The 18,807-nt window shown below is 64.1% G+C and carries 19 protein-coding genes; 13 read left to right on the top strand and 6 right to left on the bottom strand.

Annotated elements, in window-relative coordinates:
• Window positions 1-55 precede the first annotated feature (55 nt).
• Both mnmA and PQR08_RS12675 read right to left on the bottom strand, forming a co-directional pair.
• The gene (mnmA, locus tag PQR08_RS12680; RefSeq protein ID WP_408161328.1) at window positions 56-1,186 is read right to left on the bottom strand and encodes a tRNA 2-thiouridine(34) synthase MnmA; all 1,131 of its coding nucleotides are present in this window, start codon (window positions 1,184-1,186) and stop codon (window positions 56-58) included.
• Window positions 1,187-1,193: 7 nt separating this feature from the next.
• Complete coding sequence (locus PQR08_RS12675) at window positions 1,194-1,676, bottom strand: NUDIX hydrolase (RefSeq protein ID WP_408161327.1); 483 nt, start codon at window positions 1,674-1,676, stop codon at window positions 1,194-1,196.
• Between the two features lie 226 nt (window positions 1,677-1,902).
• Between PQR08_RS12675 and PQR08_RS12670 the strand changes: the two genes are divergently transcribed.
• The 3 genes from PQR08_RS12670 to PQR08_RS12660 are packed head-to-tail and all read left to right on the top strand — an operon-like array spanning window position 1,903 to window position 4,831.
• Window positions 1,903-3,048, top strand: coding sequence for a Re/Si-specific NAD(P)(+) transhydrogenase subunit alpha (locus PQR08_RS12670; RefSeq protein ID WP_035497703.1), 1,146 nt, complete (start codon window positions 1,903-1,905; stop codon window positions 3,046-3,048).
• A gap of 19 nt (window positions 3,049-3,067) precedes the next feature.
• A complete protein-coding gene (locus PQR08_RS12665; protein WP_035497951.1) occupies window positions 3,068-3,388 on the top strand; it encodes an NAD(P) transhydrogenase subunit alpha part 2 in 321 nt (106 codons plus the stop codon).
• Window positions 3,389-4,831 (top strand): NAD(P)(+) transhydrogenase (Re/Si-specific) subunit beta, encoded by a 1,443-nt coding sequence (locus tag PQR08_RS12660; RefSeq protein WP_238209742.1) that lies wholly within the window; start codon window positions 3,389-3,391, stop codon window positions 4,829-4,831.
• A 69-nt stretch (window positions 4,832-4,900) separates the two neighbouring features.
• On the opposite strand, the gene PQR08_RS12655 is transcribed toward PQR08_RS12660, so the two are convergent.
• On the bottom strand, window positions 4,901-5,119 hold the full coding sequence (locus tag PQR08_RS12655) for a hypothetical protein (protein WP_075583800.1): 219 nt from the start codon (window positions 5,117-5,119) through the stop codon (window positions 4,901-4,903).
• Window positions 5,120-5,344: 225 nt separating this feature from the next.
• Between PQR08_RS12655 and PQR08_RS12650 the strand changes: the two genes are divergently transcribed.
• The 9 genes from PQR08_RS12650 to ruvB all read left to right on the top strand — a co-directional run bounded on the left by PQR08_RS12650 (window position 5,345) and on the right by ruvB (window position 14,955).
• Window positions 5,345-6,649: a THUMP domain-containing class I SAM-dependent RNA methyltransferase gene (locus PQR08_RS12650; RefSeq protein WP_408161326.1), complete on the top strand. Its 1,305-nt coding sequence runs from the start codon at window positions 5,345-5,347 to the stop codon at window positions 6,647-6,649.
• Window positions 6,650-6,837: 188 nt separating this feature from the next.
• Complete coding sequence (locus PQR08_RS12645) at window positions 6,838-8,235, top strand: aminopeptidase P N-terminal domain-containing protein (RefSeq protein WP_408161325.1); 1,398 nt, start codon at window positions 6,838-6,840, stop codon at window positions 8,233-8,235.
• A gap of 2 nt (window positions 8,236-8,237) precedes the next feature.
• Entirely contained in the window at window positions 8,238-9,434 is a 1,197-nt protein-coding gene (locus PQR08_RS12640; protein WP_408161324.1) for a UbiH/UbiF/VisC/COQ6 family ubiquinone biosynthesis hydroxylase, read from the top strand.
• Window positions 9,435-9,645: 211 nt separating this feature from the next.
• Window positions 9,646-10,740, top strand: a complete 1,095-nt coding sequence (dusB, locus tag PQR08_RS12635) for a tRNA dihydrouridine synthase DusB (RefSeq protein ID WP_371880203.1) — start codon at window positions 9,646-9,648, stop codon at window positions 10,738-10,740.
• Window positions 10,737-10,970, top strand: coding sequence for a Fis family transcriptional regulator (locus tag PQR08_RS12630; RefSeq protein WP_008351548.1), 234 nt, complete (start codon window positions 10,737-10,739; stop codon window positions 10,968-10,970). Before dusB ends, PQR08_RS12630 begins: the two co-directional genes overlap by 4 nt.
• A 64-nt stretch (window positions 10,971-11,034) precedes the next feature.
• Complete coding sequence (gene purH, locus PQR08_RS12625) at window positions 11,035-12,600, top strand: bifunctional phosphoribosylaminoimidazolecarboxamide formyltransferase/IMP cyclohydrolase (protein ID WP_238209738.1); 1,566 nt, start codon at window positions 11,035-11,037, stop codon at window positions 12,598-12,600.
• 88 nt (window positions 12,601-12,688) lie between these two features.
• A complete protein-coding gene (gene ruvC / locus PQR08_RS12620; protein WP_187607496.1) occupies window positions 12,689-13,231 on the top strand; it encodes a crossover junction endodeoxyribonuclease RuvC in 543 nt (180 codons plus the stop codon).
• A gap of 24 nt (window positions 13,232-13,255) precedes the next feature.
• Window positions 13,256-13,837, top strand: a complete 582-nt coding sequence (gene ruvA / locus PQR08_RS12615) for a Holliday junction branch migration protein RuvA (protein WP_187607495.1) — start codon at window positions 13,256-13,258, stop codon at window positions 13,835-13,837.
• A gap of 56 nt (window positions 13,838-13,893) precedes the next feature.
• Window positions 13,894-14,955 (top strand): Holliday junction branch migration DNA helicase RuvB, encoded by a 1,062-nt coding sequence (ruvB, locus tag PQR08_RS12610; RefSeq protein ID WP_187607494.1) that lies wholly within the window; start codon window positions 13,894-13,896, stop codon window positions 14,953-14,955.
• Here ruvB and PQR08_RS12605 read toward each other — a convergent pair.
• Genes PQR08_RS12605 through tyrS form a run of 3 tightly spaced genes read right to left on the bottom strand, consistent with a single transcriptional unit; the run spans window position 14,952 to window position 17,321 of the window.
• Window positions 14,952-15,602 carry a histidine phosphatase family protein gene (locus PQR08_RS12605; RefSeq protein WP_408161323.1) on the bottom strand — a complete coding sequence of 217 codons (651 nt, stop codon included), beginning with the start codon at window positions 15,600-15,602 and terminating at the stop codon, window positions 14,952-14,954. The two genes, ruvB and PQR08_RS12605, sit on opposite strands and share 4 nt — an antisense overlap.
• Window positions 15,599-16,057, bottom strand: a complete 459-nt coding sequence (dtd, locus tag PQR08_RS12600) for a D-aminoacyl-tRNA deacylase (protein WP_035497684.1) — start codon at window positions 16,055-16,057, stop codon at window positions 15,599-15,601. The genes PQR08_RS12605 and dtd overlap by 4 nt, the downstream gene beginning before the upstream one ends.
• Window positions 16,058-16,061: 4 nt before the next feature.
• Window positions 16,062-17,321, bottom strand: coding sequence for a tyrosine--tRNA ligase (tyrS, locus tag PQR08_RS12595; protein ID WP_309879545.1), 1,260 nt, complete (start codon window positions 17,319-17,321; stop codon window positions 16,062-16,064).
• Between the two features lie 344 nt (window positions 17,322-17,665).
• Between tyrS and PQR08_RS12590 the strand changes: the two genes are divergently transcribed.
• The gene (locus tag PQR08_RS12590) at window positions 17,666-18,796 is read left to right on the top strand and encodes an anhydro-N-acetylmuramic acid kinase (protein ID WP_408161397.1); all 1,131 of its coding nucleotides are present in this window, start codon (window positions 17,666-17,668) and stop codon (window positions 18,794-18,796) included.
• The last annotated feature ends 11 nt before the right edge of the window (window positions 18,797-18,807 follow it).

The following is an 18,807-nucleotide window of genomic DNA, read 5'->3' as shown; positions in this document are numbered from 1 at the left end:
AATTAAAAAGCCCTGACCGAAGTCAGGGCTTGTCGTCCGATCGCTGCCGGCGATGCTAGCGCGCGGCGGAAAGCGCCGCTGTTTGCGTCGATTCCCGCCCCGCCGCCGCATGCTCGATGATGCCGCCGCCCAGACACACATCGCCCTGATAAAGCACGGCGGACTGTCCCGGCGTGACGGCCCATTGAGCGTCATCGAAATGAAGAGCGAAGCGGCCGTCGTCCGCATGCGCGAAGCGGCACGCCGCGTCCTGCTGCCGATACCGCGTCTTGGCGCCGCACGCCGCGCCCTCTTCAGGCGCAAAGCCCGCGACCCAGCTCGTATTGCCCGCGACGAGCGTCGGCGACAGAAGCCACGGATGATCGTGGCCCTGCACCACGTAGAGCGTGTTCATCGTCATGTCCTTGCCGGCGACGAACCACGGCTCGCCACTGCCGTCCTTTGCGCCGCCGATGCCGATGCCCTTGCGCTGCCCGAATGTATAGAACGCCAGCCCGATATGCTCGCCGACGACCTTGCCGTCGGGCGTCTTCATCGGACCGGGTTTGGTCGGCAGATAGCGGTTCAGGAATTCGCGGAACGGACGTTCTCCGATGAAGCAGATGCCGGTCGAATCCTTTTTCTTCGCGTTCGGCAAGCCGATCTGCGCGGCGATCTCGCGCACTTTCGTCTTCGGCATTTCGCCGAGCGGGAACAGCGTCTTCGACAGTTGCGCCTGATTCAGCCGATGCAGAAAGTACGACTGGTCCTTGGTCGAATCGGTGGCCTTGAGCAACTGGAAGAGCCCGTCCTGCTCGCGCACGCGTGCGTAATGGCCCGTCGCGATGGTTTCCGCGCCGAGCGACATCGCGTGATCGAGGAACGCCTTGAACTTGATTTCGGCGTTGCAGAGCACGTCCGGATTGGGCGTGCGGCCCGCCGAATACTCGCGCAGGAACTCCGCGAACACGCGGTCCTTGTACTCGGCGGCGAAGTTGACCGCCTCGACGTCGATGCCGATCAGATCCGCGACCGACACCACGTCGATCCAGTCCTGCCGGGTCGAGCAGTATTCGCCGTCGTCGTCGTCTTCCCAGTTCTTCATGAAAAGGCCGACGACATCGTAGCCCTGTTCCTTCAACAGCCATGCCGTCACGGACGAATCCACGCCGCCCGACATGCCCACTACCACTCTTCGCTTGCTCATAGGGATATCACGCCCGCACCACCGGCGCGACCGAATGCGTATGAATGAAATCGAGCGGCACGCGCCGCCCGGATAAATAGTCGTCGACACACTTCATCACGAGCGCCGTCCGATGCCGCTCGACGGCCGCACGCAACTCGTCGGCGGTGAGCCACATCGCGCGCACGATGCCTTTATCGAGAGAACGACCGGTTTCTTCGCCCAACGATTTGCCGCAGAACGTGAACCGCAGATACGTGACGTCGCGGCCCGGTCGCGCGAAGTGCGTCATATACGCGCCGACGAGCGCCTCGGGCTCGAAGCGATGCGCCGTTTCTTCCAGCGTCTCGCGGATCACCGCTTCGACGAGCGTTTCGCCCGCTTCGAGGTGACCGGCCGGTTGGTTGATTCGCAGCCCTGCGGACGTGTGCTCTTCGATGACGAGAAATTTTCCGTCCCGCTCGACGATTGCCGCCACCGTAACGTGCGGGGCCCAAGTGTCTGATTTCATGGCGAGATATTTTACCGTCCCGGCGACGATCCCGCGCGTCCCGTTCTAGGGGTAAGCGCTGACGTGGGGCGGATGGAACAAGTGCCGGATCGGATCCTTGCGGGTGCAATCTTCGGTTACAGTTGCGATAGCCGTTAGTTCCAGCATTTGAAATAACTACTCAGCCTTAAGCCTTCCTAACCCTTCCCCGGGGCGAATAGGGCAACAAAGACAGGAGGATTTGAAGATGCACATCGGAGTGCCTGCTGAAACGCGGGCGAACGAGGCGCGCGTCGCCGCTACGCCCGAAACGGTCAAAAAGCTCGTCACGCAAGGACATCGCGTTTCCGTCCAGAGCGGCGCGGGCTTGCCGGCAAGCTATATCGACGATGCCTTCGCACAAGCGGGCGCGGATCTCGTCGATGCGGCCACGGCCTTTTCCGCCGAAATCGTCCTCAAGGTGCAATCGCCGAGCGAAAGCGAACTGGCGATGCTCAAACCGGGCGCCGTGCTCATCGGCATGCTCGATCCCTTCAACACTGAAAACACCGCGCGGCTCGCGTCGTCGGGCGTCACCGCGTTCGCGCTCGAAGCCGCGCCCCGCACCACGCGCGCACAGAGTCTCGACGTGCTCTCGTCGCAGGCGAACATCGCCGGGTACAAGGCCGTGCTGATCGCCTGCCAGTATTACCAGCGCTTCATGCCGATGCTGATGACCGCCGCCGGCACCGTCAAGGCGGCGCGCGTGCTGGTGCTCGGCGCGGGCGTCGCGGGCTTGCAGGCGATCGCCACGGCCAAGCGTCTCGGCGCGGTCGTCGAAGCATCCGATGTGCGTCCGGCTGTGCGCGAGCAGATCGAATCGCTCGGCGGGAAGTTCGTCGATGTGCCCTTCGAAACCGATGAAGAACGCGAGGCTGCGGTCGGCGTCGGCGGCTATGCGCGTCCGATGCCGCCAAGCTGGCTCGCGCGGCAGGCGGCGCAGGTGCACGAACGTGCGAAGGCGGCGGATATCGTCATCTCGACGGCGCTGATTCCCGGCCGTCCCGCACCGACGCTCATCTCCATCGAAACGGTCAAGCACATGAAGCCGGGTTCCGTGATCGTCGATCTCGCCGCCGGTCGCGGACCCGAGTTCGAGGGACGGAAAGGCGGCAACTGCCCGCTCACCGAAGTCGATCAGGTGGTGATGAAGCACGGCGTGCATATCGTCGGCCACACGAATCTCGCTTCGATGGTCGGCGCCGATGCCTCCGCGCTCTACGCCCGCAATCTTCTGGACTTCCTGAAGCTCATCATCACCAAGGAAGGCACGCTCAACATCGACCTCGCGGACGACATCGTCGCGGCCACGCTCCAGTGCCGCGATGGGCAAGTCACGCGTGCGGCCGCTTAACGCCGATACGGAGACGCACATGGATGTCATCAATCACACGGTGATCAACCTCATCATCTTCGTGCTGGCCATTTACGTCGGCTATCACGTCGTGTGGAACGTCACGCCTGCGCTGCATACGCCGCTGATGGCCGTGACCAACGCGATTTCGGCGATCGTCATCGTCGGCGCGATGCTCGCGGTCGGCCTCACGGTCGGTGTCGCGGGCAAGTTCTTCGGCACGCTCGCCGTGCTGCTCGCGGCGGTGAACGTGTTCGGCGGCTTTCTCGTCACACGGCGAATGCTCGAGATGTTCAAGAAGAAAGAGCCGAAGAAGCTTGCGGTCAAGGAGGGCGCGTAAATGAGCCTCAACGTCGTCACCCTTCTGTATCTCGTCGCCTCGGTGTGTTTCATCCAGGCGCTCAAGGGCTTGTCCAATCCGAAGACCGCGCGTATCGGCAACACGTTCGGCATGGCGGGCATGGCAATCGCCATTCTCACCACGCTCGCGCTGATCGTTAAGCAGGCCGCTTATCTCGAGGCGAATCTGGCGCTCGGGCTATCGCTGCTGTTCGTCGCGCTGATCGTCGGCGGCGGTGCGGGCGCGTACATCGCGGCGAAAGTCGAGATGACGAAGATGCCCGAGCTCGTCGCGGCGATGCACTCGCTGATCGGTCTCGCGGCGGTGTGTATCGCGTACGGCGTGGTTGCGGAGCCGGCCGCGTTCGGTCTCGCCCCGCTCGGCGAGCCGATTCCGTATGGCAATCGCGTCGAGTTGTTCATCGGCACGTTCGTCGGCGCGATCACGTTCTCGGGCTCGGTCATCGCGTTCGGGAAGCTGTCCGGCAAGTACAAGTTCCGGCTGTTTCAGGGCGCGCCGGTCGTGTACTCGGGGCAGCATCTGATCAATCTGCTGCTCGCCATCGCGATGATCGGCTTCGGCGTGATCTTCATGCTCACCGAGTCGTGGCTGCCGTTCATCATCATGACGATCATCGCGTTCGCACTCGGCGTGCTGATCATCATTCCGATCGGCGGCGCGGACATGCCGGTGGTCGTGTCGATGCTCAACTCGTACTCGGGCTGGGCGGCGGCGGGCATCGGCTTCTCGCTGAACAATCCGATGCTGATCATCGCGGGGTCGCTGGTGGGTTCGTCGGGTGCGATTCTGTCGTACATCATGTGCAAGGCGATGAACCGGTCGTTCTTCAACGTGATTCTCGGCGGCTTCGGCGGCGAGGCGGGCGGTGCTTCTGCGGGCGGCTCGACGGAGCAGCGTCCGGTCAAGTCCGGTTCCGCCGATGACGCCGCGTTCATGCTCGGCAATGCGGAAAGCGTGGTGATCGTGCCGGGTTACGGTCTTGCCGTGGCGCGCGCGCAGCACGCGCTGAAGGAGCTGACGGACAAGCTCGTCGAGAAAGGCATCGATGTGCGGTATGCGATTCACCCGGTCGCGGGGCGCATGCCGGGTCACATGAACGTGCTGCTGGCCGAAGCCGAAGTGCCGTACGAGATGGTGCACGAGATGGAGGACATCAACAGCGAGTTCGGTCAGACGGATGTGGTGCTCGTACTCGGGGCGAACGATGTGGTGAACCCTGCCGCGAAGACCGATCCGAAGTCCGTTATCGCCGGGATGCCGATTCTCGAAGCGTACAAGGCGCGGACGATCATCGTGAACAAGCGGTCGATGGCGGCGGGTTATGCCGGACTCGATAACGAACTGTTTTATATGGACAAGACGATGATGGTGTTCGGGGACGCGAAGAAGGTGGTGGAGGACATGATGAAGGCGGTGGAATAACCACCCGCCTGGTCCGACAGCCGCGCCCCGGTGGATTCCGGGCGCGGCTGCAAGGTCAAAGGCCTGTACTTAATCTGCTGCCCGCCAGTGATCCGGATTGCCCTTATCCGTTTTTCTCACACGAGCGACCAAAGGTTTATGGCCGTTGGCTCGCGCGGCCTTTATCGCTTCCGCTTGCGTTCTGTAGTCCACGGTGGTCAGTCGTAGCGTGGCTGAGAGTTCGAGTGCGTAGCCTTCGATTGCTCCCTCGCGATGCTTCGGAAGTGGTTCAACGTACACGTTCGGCATGGAATCTCCTTTGATTGGCGGGTTTCGCCAAATCAGACTCTGGAGATCTGGCCGTTGTAGCAACAGACGAACTTTCCGAATTCGGCACGACGGAAACGATCGGCCGACGATTCGTATCCGTCGCCATCGCGAAAGGCGCGGGTTTGTCTGCATCGAGCGACGACGTCCGGGCCCATTGAAGCACGCGCGTACAATACCGCCTTTAAACGTCCCTCAAAGTAGCTCATGTCCTCCCCACTCTTCGACTGGTTTGTCCCCTGCCCGCGCGGTCTCGAAGCGCCGCTCGCCGCCGAGCTTTCGGAGATCGGAGAGCGTCATGTGGCGAACGCGCCGCTGTCGGGCGGCGGATCGCTGATCGTCGGCGCGCAAGTGCCCGGCGGCGTCCACTTCCGGGGCGGCTGGGTCGCGGGCATGGCGGCGAACCTGCATTCGCGCATCGCGAGCCGCGTGCTCCTGAAAGTCGCGCAAGGCCCGTATCGCAGCGAGCAGGACATCTATGAACTCACGCATCGCCAACGCTGGGAGCAATGGTTCACGCCCAGCCAGACGATGCGCGTCGATCTCACCGCGATCAAATCGCCGGTGAAGAGCCTCGAATTCACGACGCTGCGCGTGAAAGATGCAGTTTGCGATCGCCTGCGCGACGTCGCCGGCGCGCGTCCGAGCATCGATACCGCGCAGCCCGACGTCCGCGTGTTCGCGTTCCTCACGGTGAACGAGTGCACGCTCTATCTCGACACCTCCGGCGAACCGCTCTTCAAGCGCGGCTGGCGCCTGGACAAAGGCGCCGCGCCGCTACGCGAAAATCTCGCGGCCGGCATCCTGCGCCTCACCGGCTGGACGCCCGGCACGCCGCTTTTCGATCCGATGTGCGGCAGCGGCACCTTCCTCGCCGAAGCGGCGCAAACCGCGCTCAACATCGCGCCGGGCAACGACCGGCGCTTCGGCTTCGAAAAGCTGAAGCCGTTTCATCCGGGCATGTGGCAGAAGCTCAAGACGGCCGCCCTCGAACAACGCCGTGCCTCCCGCGCCACGCAAGCCGAGCTGAGCATCTTCGGCAGCGACATTTCCGGCGACATGCTCGAAAAGGCGCGCGCGAACCTCGGCCGCGCGGGCATCACCGATTTGTCGCTCAAGCAGATCGACGCCCGCAACATGGTCCCGCCCACCGACGCGCCGGGCATCCTCCTCGCGAATCCGCCGTACGGCGAACGGATCGAAGTGCGCGGGCGCGGTCCGCGCGGCGAGATCCGCGATACGCCGCGCTCCCGCCGCGAAGACGACGACGCATTCGCGCGCGCGCAGCCCGATCCGGCCGACACGGAATTCTTCGTCTCGTTCGGCAACGCGCTGAAGCAGCGCTTTCCCGGCTGGCGGGCGTACGTGCTCACGTCCGACCGCAAGCTGCCGGGCCTGTTGCGGCTGCGTGAATCGACGAAGACGCCGCTTTTCAATGGCGCGCTCGAATGCCGCCTGTTCCGCTTCGATCTGATCGCGGGCAGCGTGCGCAATCGTCCCGCCGGCGAATGAACCGCGCCGCCGTCCGCGCCGCCGTCCGCGCCGCCTTCGAAACAAGTATGCGGCGGCGGCGCGCGTGAAACCATTCGGCCGAATGGCATAGGCCGATTTACGGGCAATACGGCGTCGTCCCGGATGCGTTTCGGCCTATGCCGAATGGCCAGATGCCGTGATCGCGAAGCCGGCGCTACAATCGGCGCATGAACTCACCGACCGAACTCGCCAGCCCCATCGCCGTCGATATTTACCGCACGCGCCGCGAGCGCGTTCTCGCCGCGCTGCGTGCACGAGGCGGCGGCGTCGCCATCGTGCCGACCGCGCCGGAAGTCATGCGCAATCGCGACACGGACTACCCTTTCCGGCACGACAGCTACTTCTACTATCTGACGGGCTTCAACGAACCCGAGGCGACGCTCGTCCTGAACGCGAGCGCGAAGGAAGGCGAGCCCGCATCGATCCTCTTCTGCCGCGAGAAAAACGCGGAACGCGAAACGTGGGAAGGCTTTCGCTTCGGCCCGGACGCCGCGCGCGACGCCTTCGCTTTCGACGCCGCGTTCCCCATCAACGCGCTCGACGAGGAAATGCCCCGGCTCATCGCCGACAAGCCCGCGCTGCACTACGCGCTGGGCACGTCGGAAGAACTCGATGCGCAAGTGCGCGACTGGCTTGCCGCCGTGCGCGCGCAGAGCCGCAGCGGCGTGCGCGCGCCCGCCAGCGCGGAGCATTTGCTGCCGATTCTCGACGAGATGCGCCTCGTGAAAGACGCGCATGAAATCGCCATCATGCGCCGCGCGGCATCGATTTCGGCCGAAGCGCACCGCCGCGCGATGCGCGCATGTCGCCCCGGCATGCGCGAGTACGAGATCGAAGCGGAGCTGCTTTACACATTCCGCCGACACGGCGCGCAGGCGCCGGCATACGGATCGATCGTCGCGGCGGGGGCGAACGCCTGCGTGCTGCACTATCCGGCGGGCAACGCGATCGCGCGCGACGGCGACCTGATCCTCATCGACGCTGCGTGCGAACTCGACGGCTACGCATCCGACATCACGCGCACGTTCCCCGCGAGCGGCCGCTTCACGCCCGCGCAGCGAGCGCTCTACGACATCGTGCTCGCGGCCCAGGCTGCAGCCGTCGATGCGACGCGCCCCGGCGTGAGCTTCGACGCACCGCATCAGGCGGCGTTGAAAGTGTTGTCGCAAGGATTGCTCGATACCGGCATCCTCGACAAGACCAAGTTCGGCAGCGTCGAAGACGTCCTCGCGCAACGCGCCTACGCGCGCTTCTACATGCATCGCACGGGGCACTGGATCGGCATGGACGTGCACGACGCGGGCGAATATCGCGAGGCCGACGGCCCGCTCGACGAGCAAGGCGCGCGTCCCTGGCGCATGCTCGCCCCCGGCATGGCGCTCACGGTCGAACCGGGTCTCTACGTGCGCGCCGCCGAAGATGTGCCGGAGCAGTACTGGAACATCGGCATCCGCATCGAGGACGACGCCATCGTCACGGAAAGCGGCTGCGAGCTGATCACGCGTGAGGTGCCCGTCGCCGCCAACGAGATCGAAGCGCTGATGCGCGATTCAAACGCAAACTGAACATGAGCGACGTCCAAGGCATCGAACCGCATTTCAACTACGACATCGCCATCGTCGGCGCGGGGCCGGTCGGGCTCGCGCTCGCCGGCTGGCTCGCGCGGCGCAGCGCGACATCGCGGCTCTCCATCGCGCTCATCGATGCGCGCACGCCCGATGCCGCCGCCAGCGATCCGCGCGCGCTCGCGCTGTCGCACGGCAGCCGCGTGATGCTCCAGCCGCTCGGCTTCCCCGGTGACGCCACGCCGATCCGCCGCATTCACGTGTCGCAGCGCGGACACTTCGGCCGCACGCTGATCGAGCACGACGAGCACGAATTGCCCGAACTAGGCTATGTGGTGCGCTACGGCTCGCTCGTCGGCGCGCTCGCCGATGCGGTGCGCTCGACCAACGTCGATTGGTGCACAGATACCTCCGCCCTCGCGCCGCTGCAGGATCACGACGGCGTCACGCTGCCGCTGCAGTCGCCGGGCGGCGAACGCACTATCCGCGTGAAAGTGCTCGTGAACGCCGAGGGCGGTCTGTATCAGAAGAGCGATGTTCCCGCGCCCGGCGAGCGCCGCGCGCGGGATTACGGGCAAACGGCCATTGTCGGCACGGTGAGCGTGTCGGATCCGCGAGCGAATGTCGCGTGGGAACGCTTCACCAGCGAAGGGCCGATCGCGCTTCTGCCATGCGGCGGTCAGCGTCACGCGGACTACTCGCTCGTCTGGTGCAGCACGCCCGACGAAGCCGCGCGCCGCATGCAACTCGACGACGACACTTTCCTCGCCGAACTCGGCGCCGCCTTCGGCACGCGCATGGGCCGCTTCACGCGGATCGCATCGCGCGCGGCGTTTCCGCTCGGCCTGACCGCGCTCGACGTGCTCGTCGACAGGCGCGCCGTCGCCATCGGCAATGCCGCGCAGACGCTGCATCCGGTCGCGGGTCAGGGCCTGAACCTCGGCTTGCGCGACGCGCTCGCGCTCACCGACGCGCTGTCCGCCGACGGCCCGCGCCCGCTCGCGCTCGCCCGCTTCGCGCAGCGCCGCGCGCTCGACCGGCGACTGACGATCGGCGCCACCGACACGCTCGCGCGCATCTTCACGGTCGATTTCCCGCCGCTGGCAGCGATGCGCGGTCTCGCCCTCACCGCGCTGGAGTTCCTCCCGCCGGTGAAATCCGCGCTCGCCCGGCAGATGATGTTCGGCCAGCGACGTTGATCCGGCACGGAAAAAGGCATCCGTCTGCGCTAAACGAAGGAACTTATCCTCTATGAACGCGCCTTCTTTCATAGAAGATTTAAAGACTTGCATGCGATTGCTCTTAAATTCAGCACGCTCTTCGCGTTAAAATATGCGTTTCCCCTTAAGCAACGTTGCATCCGCCTGACCCGGCCTTTGCCGGAAACGCAGCGCGGATCGTTTAGCCTTCATGCCCACCATCGGTTCACACGTCCTGCGCAATAACCTGTTCGTCGCTCCGATGGCAGGCGTCACCGACCGCCCGTTCCGGCAGCTCTGCAAGCGCATGGGCGCGGGCTACGCGGTGTCGGAGATGGTCGCGTCGAACGCGCAGTTGTGGAAAAGCGAGAAGACCATGCGCCGCGCGAACCACGCGGGCGAGGTCGAGCCGATCTCGGTGCAGATCGCCGGGGCCGATCCCCAGATGCTGGCGGAAGCCGCGCGCCACAATGTCGCGAACGGCGCGCAGATCATCGACATCAACATGGGCTGTCCGGCCAAGAAGGTGTGCAACGTCGCGGCGGGCTCGGCGCTGCTGCAGAACGAACCGCTCGTCGCGCGCATCGTGGAAGCCGTAGTGCAGGCGGTCGGCGTGGGCCCGGACGCCGTGCCCGTCACGCTCAAGATTCGCACGGGGTGGAATCGCGAGAACAAGAACGCGCTGACGATTGCGCGGATCGCGCAGGAAGCGGGCATTTCGATGCTCACCGTCCACGGCCGCACGCGCGCCGATCTCTACAAGGGCGACGCGGAGTACGACACCATCGCGGCCGTGAAGGCGTCGGTGACGATTCCCGTCGTCGCGAACGGCGACATCGCGACGCCCGAAAAAGCGCGCGACGTGCTCGCCGCGACCGGCGCCGACGCCATCATGATCGGCCGCGCGGCGCAGGGTCGTCCGTGGCTGTTTCGCGAAATCGAGCATTTTCTGAAGACGGGCGAGCGCTTGCCGCCGCCGCGCATCGACGAGATCCAGCAGGTGATGAACGAACACCTCGAAGATCACTACGCCTTTTATGGGGAATTCACGGGCGTACGGACTGCGCGCAAGCATATCGGCTGGTACACTCGCGGCCTTTCCGGCGCCAACACCTTCCGGCACCGGATGAACACGCTGGACACGACCAAAGAACAATTGCTCGCCGTCAACGAATTCTTTGACGCGCAAAAGGCGTTGTCGGACCGCCTCGTCTATGTGGACGAGTCCGGAGACGCCGAAGACGCGGACGGGGAAGAATCGTGCGGCGGGAACAACAACACGACAGACCGACTGATTGCCGCATGAGCAGACATAACATCGAACAATGCGTCCGCCAGAGCCTCGACAACTACTTCCAGGACCTGGACGGCTCCAACCCGCACGACGTATACGACATGGTGATTTCGTGCGTGGAAAAACCGATGCTCGAAGTGGTGCTCGAGCAGGCGGGCGGAAACCAATCGCTCGCTGCCGAGTATCTCGGCATCAACCGCAACACCTTACGCAAGAAGCTTCAGCAGCACGGATTGATTTGATTCTGCGGACTGAGGCGCGCGCCTTGGTCCGGCCTGGTTTCCCTTTTCGGTTTCAGTGTTCATCATGATCAAGCAAGCGCTCCTCTCCGTTTCCGACAAATCCGGCATCGTCGATTTCGCCAAATCGCTGTCGGAACTCGGCGTCAAGCTCCTCTCGACCGGCGGCACCGCGAAACTGCTCGCCGACGCGGGCCTGCCCGTGACCGAGGTCGCCGACTACACCGGCTTCCCGGAAATGCTCGACGGGCGCGTGAAGACGCTGCATCCGAAGGTTCACGGCGGGATTCTCGCGCGCCGCGACCTGCCCGAGCACATGGCTGCGCTGGAAAAGCACGATATTCCGACCATCGATCTGCTGGTCGTCAATCTTTATCCGTTCGTGCAGACGGTGTCGAAGGAAGAGTGCTCGCTGGAAGACGCGATCGAGAACATCGATATCGGCGGCCCGACCATGCTGCGCTCGGCGGCGAAGAATCATCGCGACGTGACGGTCGTCGTCGATCCGGCCGATTACGCCGCCGTGCTCGAAGAGATGCGCGCGAACAATAATGCCGTCGGCTACAAGACGAACTTCCGTCTCGCGACGAAGGTGTTCGCGCACACCGCGCAATACGATGGCGCGATCACGAACTATCTGACGAGCCTGACCGAAGAGCTGCAGCATGCGAGCCGCAACACGTATCCGGCGACCTTCAACATGGCGTTCGAGAAGGTTCAGGATCTGCGCTACGGCGAGAATCCGCATCAGAGCGCGGCGTTCTATCGCGACCTTTCGGTGCCCGCCGGCGCGCTCGCGAACTACGAGCAGTTGCAGGGCAAGGAACTGTCGTACAACAACATCGCCGATTCCGATGCAGCGTGGGAATGCGTGAAGACGTTCGATGCGCCCGCGTGCGTCATCATCAAGCACGCGAATCCGTGCGGCGTGGCGGTTGGTGCAAATTCGGCCGAAGCGTACTCGAAGGCGTTCAAGACGGACCCGACCTCGGCGTTCGGCGGAATCATCGCGTTCAATCGCGAAGTCGATGAAGCCACCGCGCAAGCGGTCGCGAAACAGTTCGTCGAAGTGCTGATCGCGCCGTCGTTCAGCGACGCGGCCCGCACCGTGTTCGCGGCGAAGCAGAACGTGCGCCTGTTGCAGATCGCGCTCGGCGACGGTCACAACACGTTCGATCTGAAGCGCGTCGGCGGCGGCCTGCTGGTGCAATCGCTCGATGCGAAGAACGTGCAGCCGCACGAACTGCGGGTCGTGACGAAGCGCCACCCCACGCCGAAGGAAATGGACGATCTGATGTTCGCGTGGCGCGTCGCGAAATACGTGAAGTCGAATGCGATCGTGTTTTGCGGCGGCGGCATGACGCTCGGCGTCGGCGCGGGCCAGATGAGCCGCGTGGATTCGGCGCGTATCGCGGGCATCAAGGCGCAGAACGCCGGTCTGACGCTGAACGGCTCGGCGGTGGCCTCGGATGCGTTCTTCCCGTTCCGTGACGGCCTCGATGTCGTCGTGAATGCGGGCGCGACCTGCGTGATCCAGCCGGGCGGCTCCATGCGCGACGACGAAGTGATCGCCGCCGCCGACGAACACAATGTCGCGATGATCGTCACCGGCACGCGTCATTTCCGTCATTAATCCCGTCTGCTTCATTTAAGATTGGCCTGTTTGCGCTAGAACGGCGCAAGCAGGCCTTTTTGATTTGGACTACGCGCATCGCGAACGAATGAGAATCCTAGGCATCGACCCCGGCCTGCGCGTGACGGGCTTCGGCATCATCGACAAGACGGGGCACACGCTCACTTACGTGACGAGCGGCGTCATCAAGACGGCCGATGCCGACTTGCCTTCGCGCCTGAACACCATCTTCAGCGGTATCTCGACGCTCATCTCGCAGCACAATCCGGATCAGGCCGCGATCGAAAAAGTCTTCGTCAACGTGAATCCGCAATCGACGCTGCTGCTCGGGCAGGCGCGCGGCGCGGCCATTTGCGGGCTCGTCGCGAGCGGCGTGCCGGTTGCGGAATACACGGCGTTGCAGTTGAAGCAGGCCGTGGTCGGCTACGGACGCGCGACGAAGGAACAGATGCAGCAGATGGTCGTGCGTCTCTTGAGCCTCTCCGGCGTGCCGAGCACCGACGCCGCCGACGCGCTCGGCATGGCCATCTGTCACGCGCACGGGGGCACCGGTCTCGCGGCGTTGGGCGGCATCGCGCCGGGGCTTGCGAAGAAAGGCTTGCGCGTGCGTCGCGGCCGGCTCATCGGCTAATAACACTTTTCCTGGTTCAAACACATGATCGGTCGCATCGCTGGCGTTCTGCTGGAAAAAAATCCGCCGCACCTGCTTGTCGATTGCAACGGCGTTGGCTACGAAATCGACGTGCCGATGAGCACGTTCTACAACCTGCCGAACACCGGCGAAAAAGTCGTGCTGCTCACGCAACTGATCGTGCGCGAGGATGCGCATCTGCTGTACGGCTTTCTCACCGCGCAAGAACGCTCGACGTTCCGCGAGTTGCTGAAAATCAGCGGCATCGGCGCGCGGATGGCGTTGGCCGTGCTTTCGGGCATGAGCGTGCACGAGCTTTCGCAGACCGTGACGACGCAGGACGCCGCGCGCCTCACGCGCGTGCCCGGCATCGGCAAGAAGACGGCGGAGCGGCTGCTGCTCGAACTGAAAGGCAAGCTCGGCGCGGATCTCGGCGCGATCGCGGGCACGGTTTCACAGTCCGATCACGCATCCGATATCCTCAACGCGCTGCTCGCGCTCGGCTATTCCGAGAAGGAAGCGCTCGCCGCCGTCAAGAACGTGCCGGCGGGCACGGGCGTGTCCGAAGGCATCAAGCTGGCGCTGAAGGCGCTCTCGAAGGCGTGACGGCCTAGGCCGTTCGGCCAGATTCGCCGCGAGAATCCTCGCTGTACAATCGACCCATGATCGAAACCGACAAACTCGCCGCCGAACGCGTCATCTCGGCCAAGCCCGTCTCGCCGAACGAGGAAGCGTTCGAGCGCGCGCTGCGCCCGCACAAGCTCGACGAATACATCGGGCAGGAAAAGGCGCGCGGGCAGCTCGAAATTTTCATCGAAGCGGCCAAGCGGCGCTCCGAAGCGCTCGATCACGTACTTCTGTTCGGACCGCCGGGTCTCGGCAAGACGACGCTCGCGCATATCATCGCGCGGGAAATGGGCGTGAATCTGCGGCAGACTTCCGGCCCGGTGCTGGAGCGCGCGGGCGATCTCGCGGCGCTCCTGACCAATCTCGAAGCGAATGACGTGCTGTTCATCGACGAGATTCACCGGCTATCTCCGGTCGTCGAGGAAATCCTGTATCCGGCGTTAGAGGATTATCAGATCGACATCATGATCGGCGAAGGACCGGCCGCGCGCAGCGTTAAGCTGGATCTGCAGCCGTTCACGCTGGTCGGCGCGACCACGCGCGCGGGCATGCTGACGAATCCGTTGCGTGACCGCTTCGGCATCGTGTCGCGGCTGGAGTTTTATAACGCGAGCGAGCTGGCGCGTATCGTGTCACGGTCGGCGTCGCTGTTGAAGGCCGAGATCGTGCCCGAAGGCGCGCTGGAAATCGCGAAGCGCTCGCGCGGCACGCCGCGGATCGCGAACCGCCTGCTGCGCCGCGTGCGCGACTACGCCGAAGTCAGAGCGGACGGCATGATTACCTCCGATGTCGCCGACCGAGCGCTGAAGATGCTCGACGTCGATCCTGTCGGCTTCGATCTGATGGACCGCAAGCTGCTCGAAGCGATCCTGCACAAGTTCGATGGCGGGCCGGTCGGCGTGGACAATCTCGCCGCGGCAATCGGTGAGGAGCGCGACACGATCGAGGACGTGCTGGAGCCGTATCTGATCCAGCAAGGGTTTTTGCAGCGCACGCCGCGCGGCCGCGTCGCGACGATGCTTACTTATCGGCACTTTGGTCTTGCCGCGCCGGATGCCGGGCCGATTCGGGATCTTTGGGATACGAGCAACGGCTAGGCGCGCTTGCGCAAGTTGTCGTCGTCGGTATCCGTGGACAGATGAGTGACATCGCCCCACGACACAACCGTCGCGCCGCCGCCCTCATACTCCACCACATTGACGCTGCAATTGAGCAGCGGCCACATGCGCGGTTCCTGCAGCGACAGCTTCATCGCGAATCTATAGTTGCAATCGAGCACGCCGCCATGCGCGACGACCGCGATACGTCCGCCCGGATGCGCGGCAACGATCGGTTCCGTCGCATGCACGACGCGGTGATAAAACACGCGCTGCGATTCGCCGTCGCCGGGCGGTGAAAACCCGGGATCGCGCGTCTGCCATTCGACGTATTCAGCGGGAAACTTGTCGTTGATTTCGTCGCTGTCGTGGCCTTGAAACGCGCCGTAAAATCGCTCGCGCAATTTTTCCGACAAACGCAATTCGAGCCCCAAAGCATCCGCGAAAGGACGCGCCGTTTGCTGCGCGCGTTGCAGATCGCTCGAATAAACCGCGTCGATACGGCCCTCGCGAGCAAGGCGTGCTCCGAGCTGCTCGGCTTGCAGGAAGCCGTGCTCGGACAACGGAATGTCGATATGCCCCTGAATGCGCTTGATGCGATTCCAGTCGGTCTCGCCGTGCCGGATGAAAAGAACCTGAGTCGTCATGGACGCACCTGAAGCCAGAAAGTAACCGGCCCGTCATTGACGAGCGACACCTGCATCTCCGCACCGAATTCGCCCGTCTCGACGATCGGATGCTTCGCGCGCGCCTGCTCGACGAAGTAATCGAAAAGCCGCTTGCCTTCGTCGGGCGGAGCGGCGGGCGTGAAACTCGGGCGCAGGCCGCTCGACGTATCCGCGGCGAGCGTGAATTGCGAAACCAGCAGGACGCCGCCCGCGCGGCCCGCGCCATCCATGTTCTGCACCGGGAGGTTCATCTTGCCCGCGGCATCGCTGAACACGCGGTACGCGAGCATCTTGGCGAGGAGCTTGTCGGCGGCGGCTTCGTTGTCGCCCCGCTCGGCGCAGACCAGCGCGAGCAAGCCCGCGTCGATCGCGCCGGTCACGCGCTCGCCCACGCGCACATCGGCGCGCTTCACACGCTGTATGAGCGCGATCATCGGCTCAAGCGGTCAGCGTGACGCGCGCGAAACGGCGCTTGCCCACCTGCACCACGAACTCGCCCGCCTCGATCTTCAGGCCCTTGTCGGAGACGGTCGCGCCATCGATCTTCACGCCGCCCTGCTCGATGTTGCGCAGCGCCTCGCTCGTCGACGGCACGAGACCCGCCTGCTTCAGCAACTGGCCGATCGCGAGCGGCGCGCCCGCGAGCGTCACCGTCGGAATGTCGTCCGGCACGCCGCCCTTCGCGCGATGATTGAAGTCGTCGAGCGCGCGTTCCGCATCCGACGAAGAGTGGAAGCGCGTCACGAGCTCCTGTGCGAGCATCACCTTGAAGTCGCGCGGATTGCGGCCGCCCTCGGCCTCTTTCCTGAAGCGCGCGATTTCCTCGATGCTGCGGAACGACAGCAACTCGAAGTAACGCCACATCAGCACGTCCGAAATGCTCATCAGCTTGCCGAACATCTCGGTCGGCTTTTCGCTGATGCCGATGTAGTTGTTCTTCGACTTCGACATCTTCTCGACGCCGTCGAGGCCTTCGAGGAGCGGCATCGTCAGGATGCACTGCTGTTCCTGGCCGTACTGCTTCTGCAACTCGCGGCCGACGAGCAGGTTGAACTTCTGGTCCGTGCCGCCGAGTTCGAGATCCGCGTTCAGCGCGACGGAGTCGTAACCCTGCATCAGCGGATACAGGAATTCGTGGATAGAGATCGGCACGCCGCCTTGAAAGCGCTTCGTGAAGTCTTCGCGCTCGAGAATGCGCGCAACCGTGTAACGCGATGCGAGCTTGATCATGCCGTCCGCGCCGAGCGGCATCGACCATTCGCTGTTGTAGCGAATTTCGGTCTTCTCGCGATCCAGCACGAGCGCAGCTTGCTCGAAATACGTCTTCGCGTTGCTTTCGATCTGCTCGCGCGTGAGCGGCGGGCGCGTCGCGTTGCGGCCGGACGGATCGCCGATCAGCGAAGTGAAATCGCCGATCAGGAAAATGACCTGATGGCCGAGATCCTGCAACTGACGCATCTTGTTCAGCACGACCGTATGGCCGATGTGGATGTCGGGCGCGGTCGGATCGAGACCGAGCTTGATGCGCAGCGGCTTGCCCGTCGCCGCGCTCCTCGCGAGCTTCTGCGCGAATTCGTCTTCGATCAGCAGTTCGTCGCAGCCACGTTTGGCGATGGCGAGCGCGTTTTTCACATCGTCGGTGATCGGAAAGCTCTGCGCGGCGGCGGGCGCGGAAGAAGCGTTGGAATCTGTGGTCATGCTTGCGGCTTGTGAAGTCAAAAGGGTTCGATGACTGGCGAACGGCGGCGCGATCTGGCCTCGATGCCGTCGCAGCGGTCCGGCGTGGCCGGATGGGACGCCGCGCGTCGAAACGCGGCGCGCGCGGAAAATGACGAAATCTCGCGCAATTGCTTGTTCAGGCTCAGGATTTTACGCGATGACGCGGTCATTCGCGCCGTTTCGTGTCGGAATGCATCAGCCGATACAAGACCACGCCAGACGCGTCTTAACGATTCGACCCATAACGCGGATAATCGCCGCTTGAGCAAAACCCGCAACATGGCATCGAAGAGGAGAGCAGCGTGCCCAAGAAAACCGAAGCAATCGAAACCGGCAAGGCGGATGGCGTGTACTTCGGTTTGATGTCCGGAACCAGCATGGATGGCGTGGACGGCGTCGCAGTGCAATTCGCGACGGGCAAGCCGCCTGTCGTGATCGGCGAAGCGCATGTGTCCTTCTCGAAAGGCTTGCGCGATGCGCTCTTCGAGCTGCAATCGCCCGGCGACAACGAACTCGAACGCGAGGCGCTCGCGGCAAATGCGCTCGCGACGCGCTACGCCGTCTGCTGCCACGAATTGCAGAGCATGAGCGGCTGTTCGGCGGCGAAGGTGCGCGCGATCGGGGTTCACGGCCAGACGGTGCGGCATCGGCCGGAGAAGGGCTACACGCGGCAGATCAACAATCCGGCGCTGCTCGCGGAGATGACCAGCATCGACGTGATCGCCGATTTCCGCAGCCGCGATGTCGCCGCAGGCGGTCAGGGCGCGCCGCTCGTGCCGGCGTTCCACGCGACGCTCTTCGGCGAAAGGAACGAAACGCGCGTCGTGTGCAATCTGGGCGGCATCAGCAATATCACGATTCTTGCGGCAAGCGGCGAAGTACGCGGCTTCGATTGCGGACCGGCGAACGCGTTGATCGACGAATGGGCGTTGCGTCATCTGCAACGAGCCTACGACGATGGCGGGCAATTCGCGGCGCAAGGCGCGGTGCATCCGGCGCTCCTCGATGCCCTTCTCGACGAGCCGTTTTTCGAACTGCCTCCGCCGAAAAGCACGGGCCGCGATCTGTTCAACCCGGCATGGATGGACGCGAAGCTCGCCGCCTTCGCGAGCCTCGCTCCCGCCGACGTTCAGGCGACACTCACCGCGCTCACCGCAACCACCGTCGCCCGTGAGATCGCGCGTCACGCGTCGGATGTGCGCGCCGTGTACGTGTGCGGTGGCGGCGCGCGCAATCCGGTTTTGATGAAGATGCTCCAGCAGGCGCTGGAAGACGGCGGCGTCGCAGGCGTGCCCGTCATGACGACCGAGGCGCTCGGCGTGCCGCCGCAGCAGGTCGAAGCATTTGCGTTCGCGTGGCTTGCGATGCGCTGTGTCGCGCGCGAGCCGGGCAATCTGCCAGCGGTGACGGGCGCGTCGGGTGGGCGGGTGCTCGGCGCGATCTATCCGCACTGAAGCGCGCGGAA

The organism is Caballeronia jiangsuensis, assembly GCF_046030135.1.
Taxonomy (GTDB): Bacteria; Pseudomonadota; Gammaproteobacteria; order Burkholderiales; family Burkholderiaceae; genus Caballeronia; species Caballeronia jiangsuensis.
Note: the sequence above shows the minus strand (reverse complement) of the source record. Positions and strands in the feature narration are given on the sequence as shown.

Excerpts from the sequence above, each read along its gene's own strand:
- PQR08_RS12630 (WP_008351548.1), top strand. The coding sequence starts at position 10,737 with ATGAGCAGACATAACATCGAACAATGCGTCCGCCAGAGCCTCGACAAC.
- PQR08_RS12675 (WP_408161327.1), bottom strand. The coding sequence starts at position 1,676 with ATGAAATCAGACACTTGGGCCCCGCACGTTACGGTGGCGGCAATCGTC.
- PQR08_RS12660 (WP_238209742.1), top strand. The coding sequence starts at position 3,389 with ATGAGCCTCAACGTCGTCACCCTTCTGTATCTCGTCGCCTCGGTGTGT.
- tyrS (WP_309879545.1), bottom strand. The coding sequence starts at position 17,321 with ATGACCACAGATTCCAACGCTTCTTCCGCGCCCGCCGCCGCGCAGAGC.
- ruvB (WP_187607494.1), top strand. The coding sequence starts at position 13,894 with ATGATCGAAACCGACAAACTCGCCGCCGAACGCGTCATCTCGGCCAAG.
- PQR08_RS12645 (WP_408161325.1), top strand. The coding sequence starts at position 6,838 with ATGAACTCACCGACCGAACTCGCCAGCCCCATCGCCGTCGATATTTAC.
- PQR08_RS12650 (WP_408161326.1), top strand. The coding sequence starts at position 5,345 with ATGTCCTCCCCACTCTTCGACTGGTTTGTCCCCTGCCCGCGCGGTCTC.
- ruvA (WP_187607495.1), top strand. The coding sequence starts at position 13,256 with ATGATCGGTCGCATCGCTGGCGTTCTGCTGGAAAAAAATCCGCCGCAC.
- mnmA (WP_408161328.1), bottom strand. The coding sequence starts at position 1,186 with ATGAGCAAGCGAAGAGTGGTAGTGGGCATGTCGGGCGGCGTGGATTCG.
- PQR08_RS12640 (WP_408161324.1), top strand. The coding sequence starts at position 8,238 with ATGAGCGACGTCCAAGGCATCGAACCGCATTTCAACTACGACATCGCC.
- PQR08_RS12670 (WP_035497703.1), top strand. The coding sequence starts at position 1,903 with ATGCACATCGGAGTGCCTGCTGAAACGCGGGCGAACGAGGCGCGCGTC.
- ruvC (WP_187607496.1), top strand. The coding sequence starts at position 12,689 with ATGAGAATCCTAGGCATCGACCCCGGCCTGCGCGTGACGGGCTTCGGC.
- purH (WP_238209738.1), top strand. The coding sequence starts at position 11,035 with ATGATCAAGCAAGCGCTCCTCTCCGTTTCCGACAAATCCGGCATCGTC.
- PQR08_RS12605 (WP_408161323.1), bottom strand. The coding sequence starts at position 15,602 with ATGACGACTCAGGTTCTTTTCATCCGGCACGGCGAGACCGACTGGAAT.
- dtd (WP_035497684.1), bottom strand. The coding sequence starts at position 16,057 with ATGATCGCGCTCATACAGCGTGTGAAGCGCGCCGATGTGCGCGTGGGC.
- PQR08_RS12655 (WP_075583800.1), bottom strand. The coding sequence starts at position 5,119 with ATGCCGAACGTGTACGTTGAACCACTTCCGAAGCATCGCGAGGGAGCA.
- PQR08_RS12665 (WP_035497951.1), top strand. The coding sequence starts at position 3,068 with ATGGATGTCATCAATCACACGGTGATCAACCTCATCATCTTCGTGCTG.
- dusB (WP_371880203.1), top strand. The coding sequence starts at position 9,646 with ATGCCCACCATCGGTTCACACGTCCTGCGCAATAACCTGTTCGTCGCT.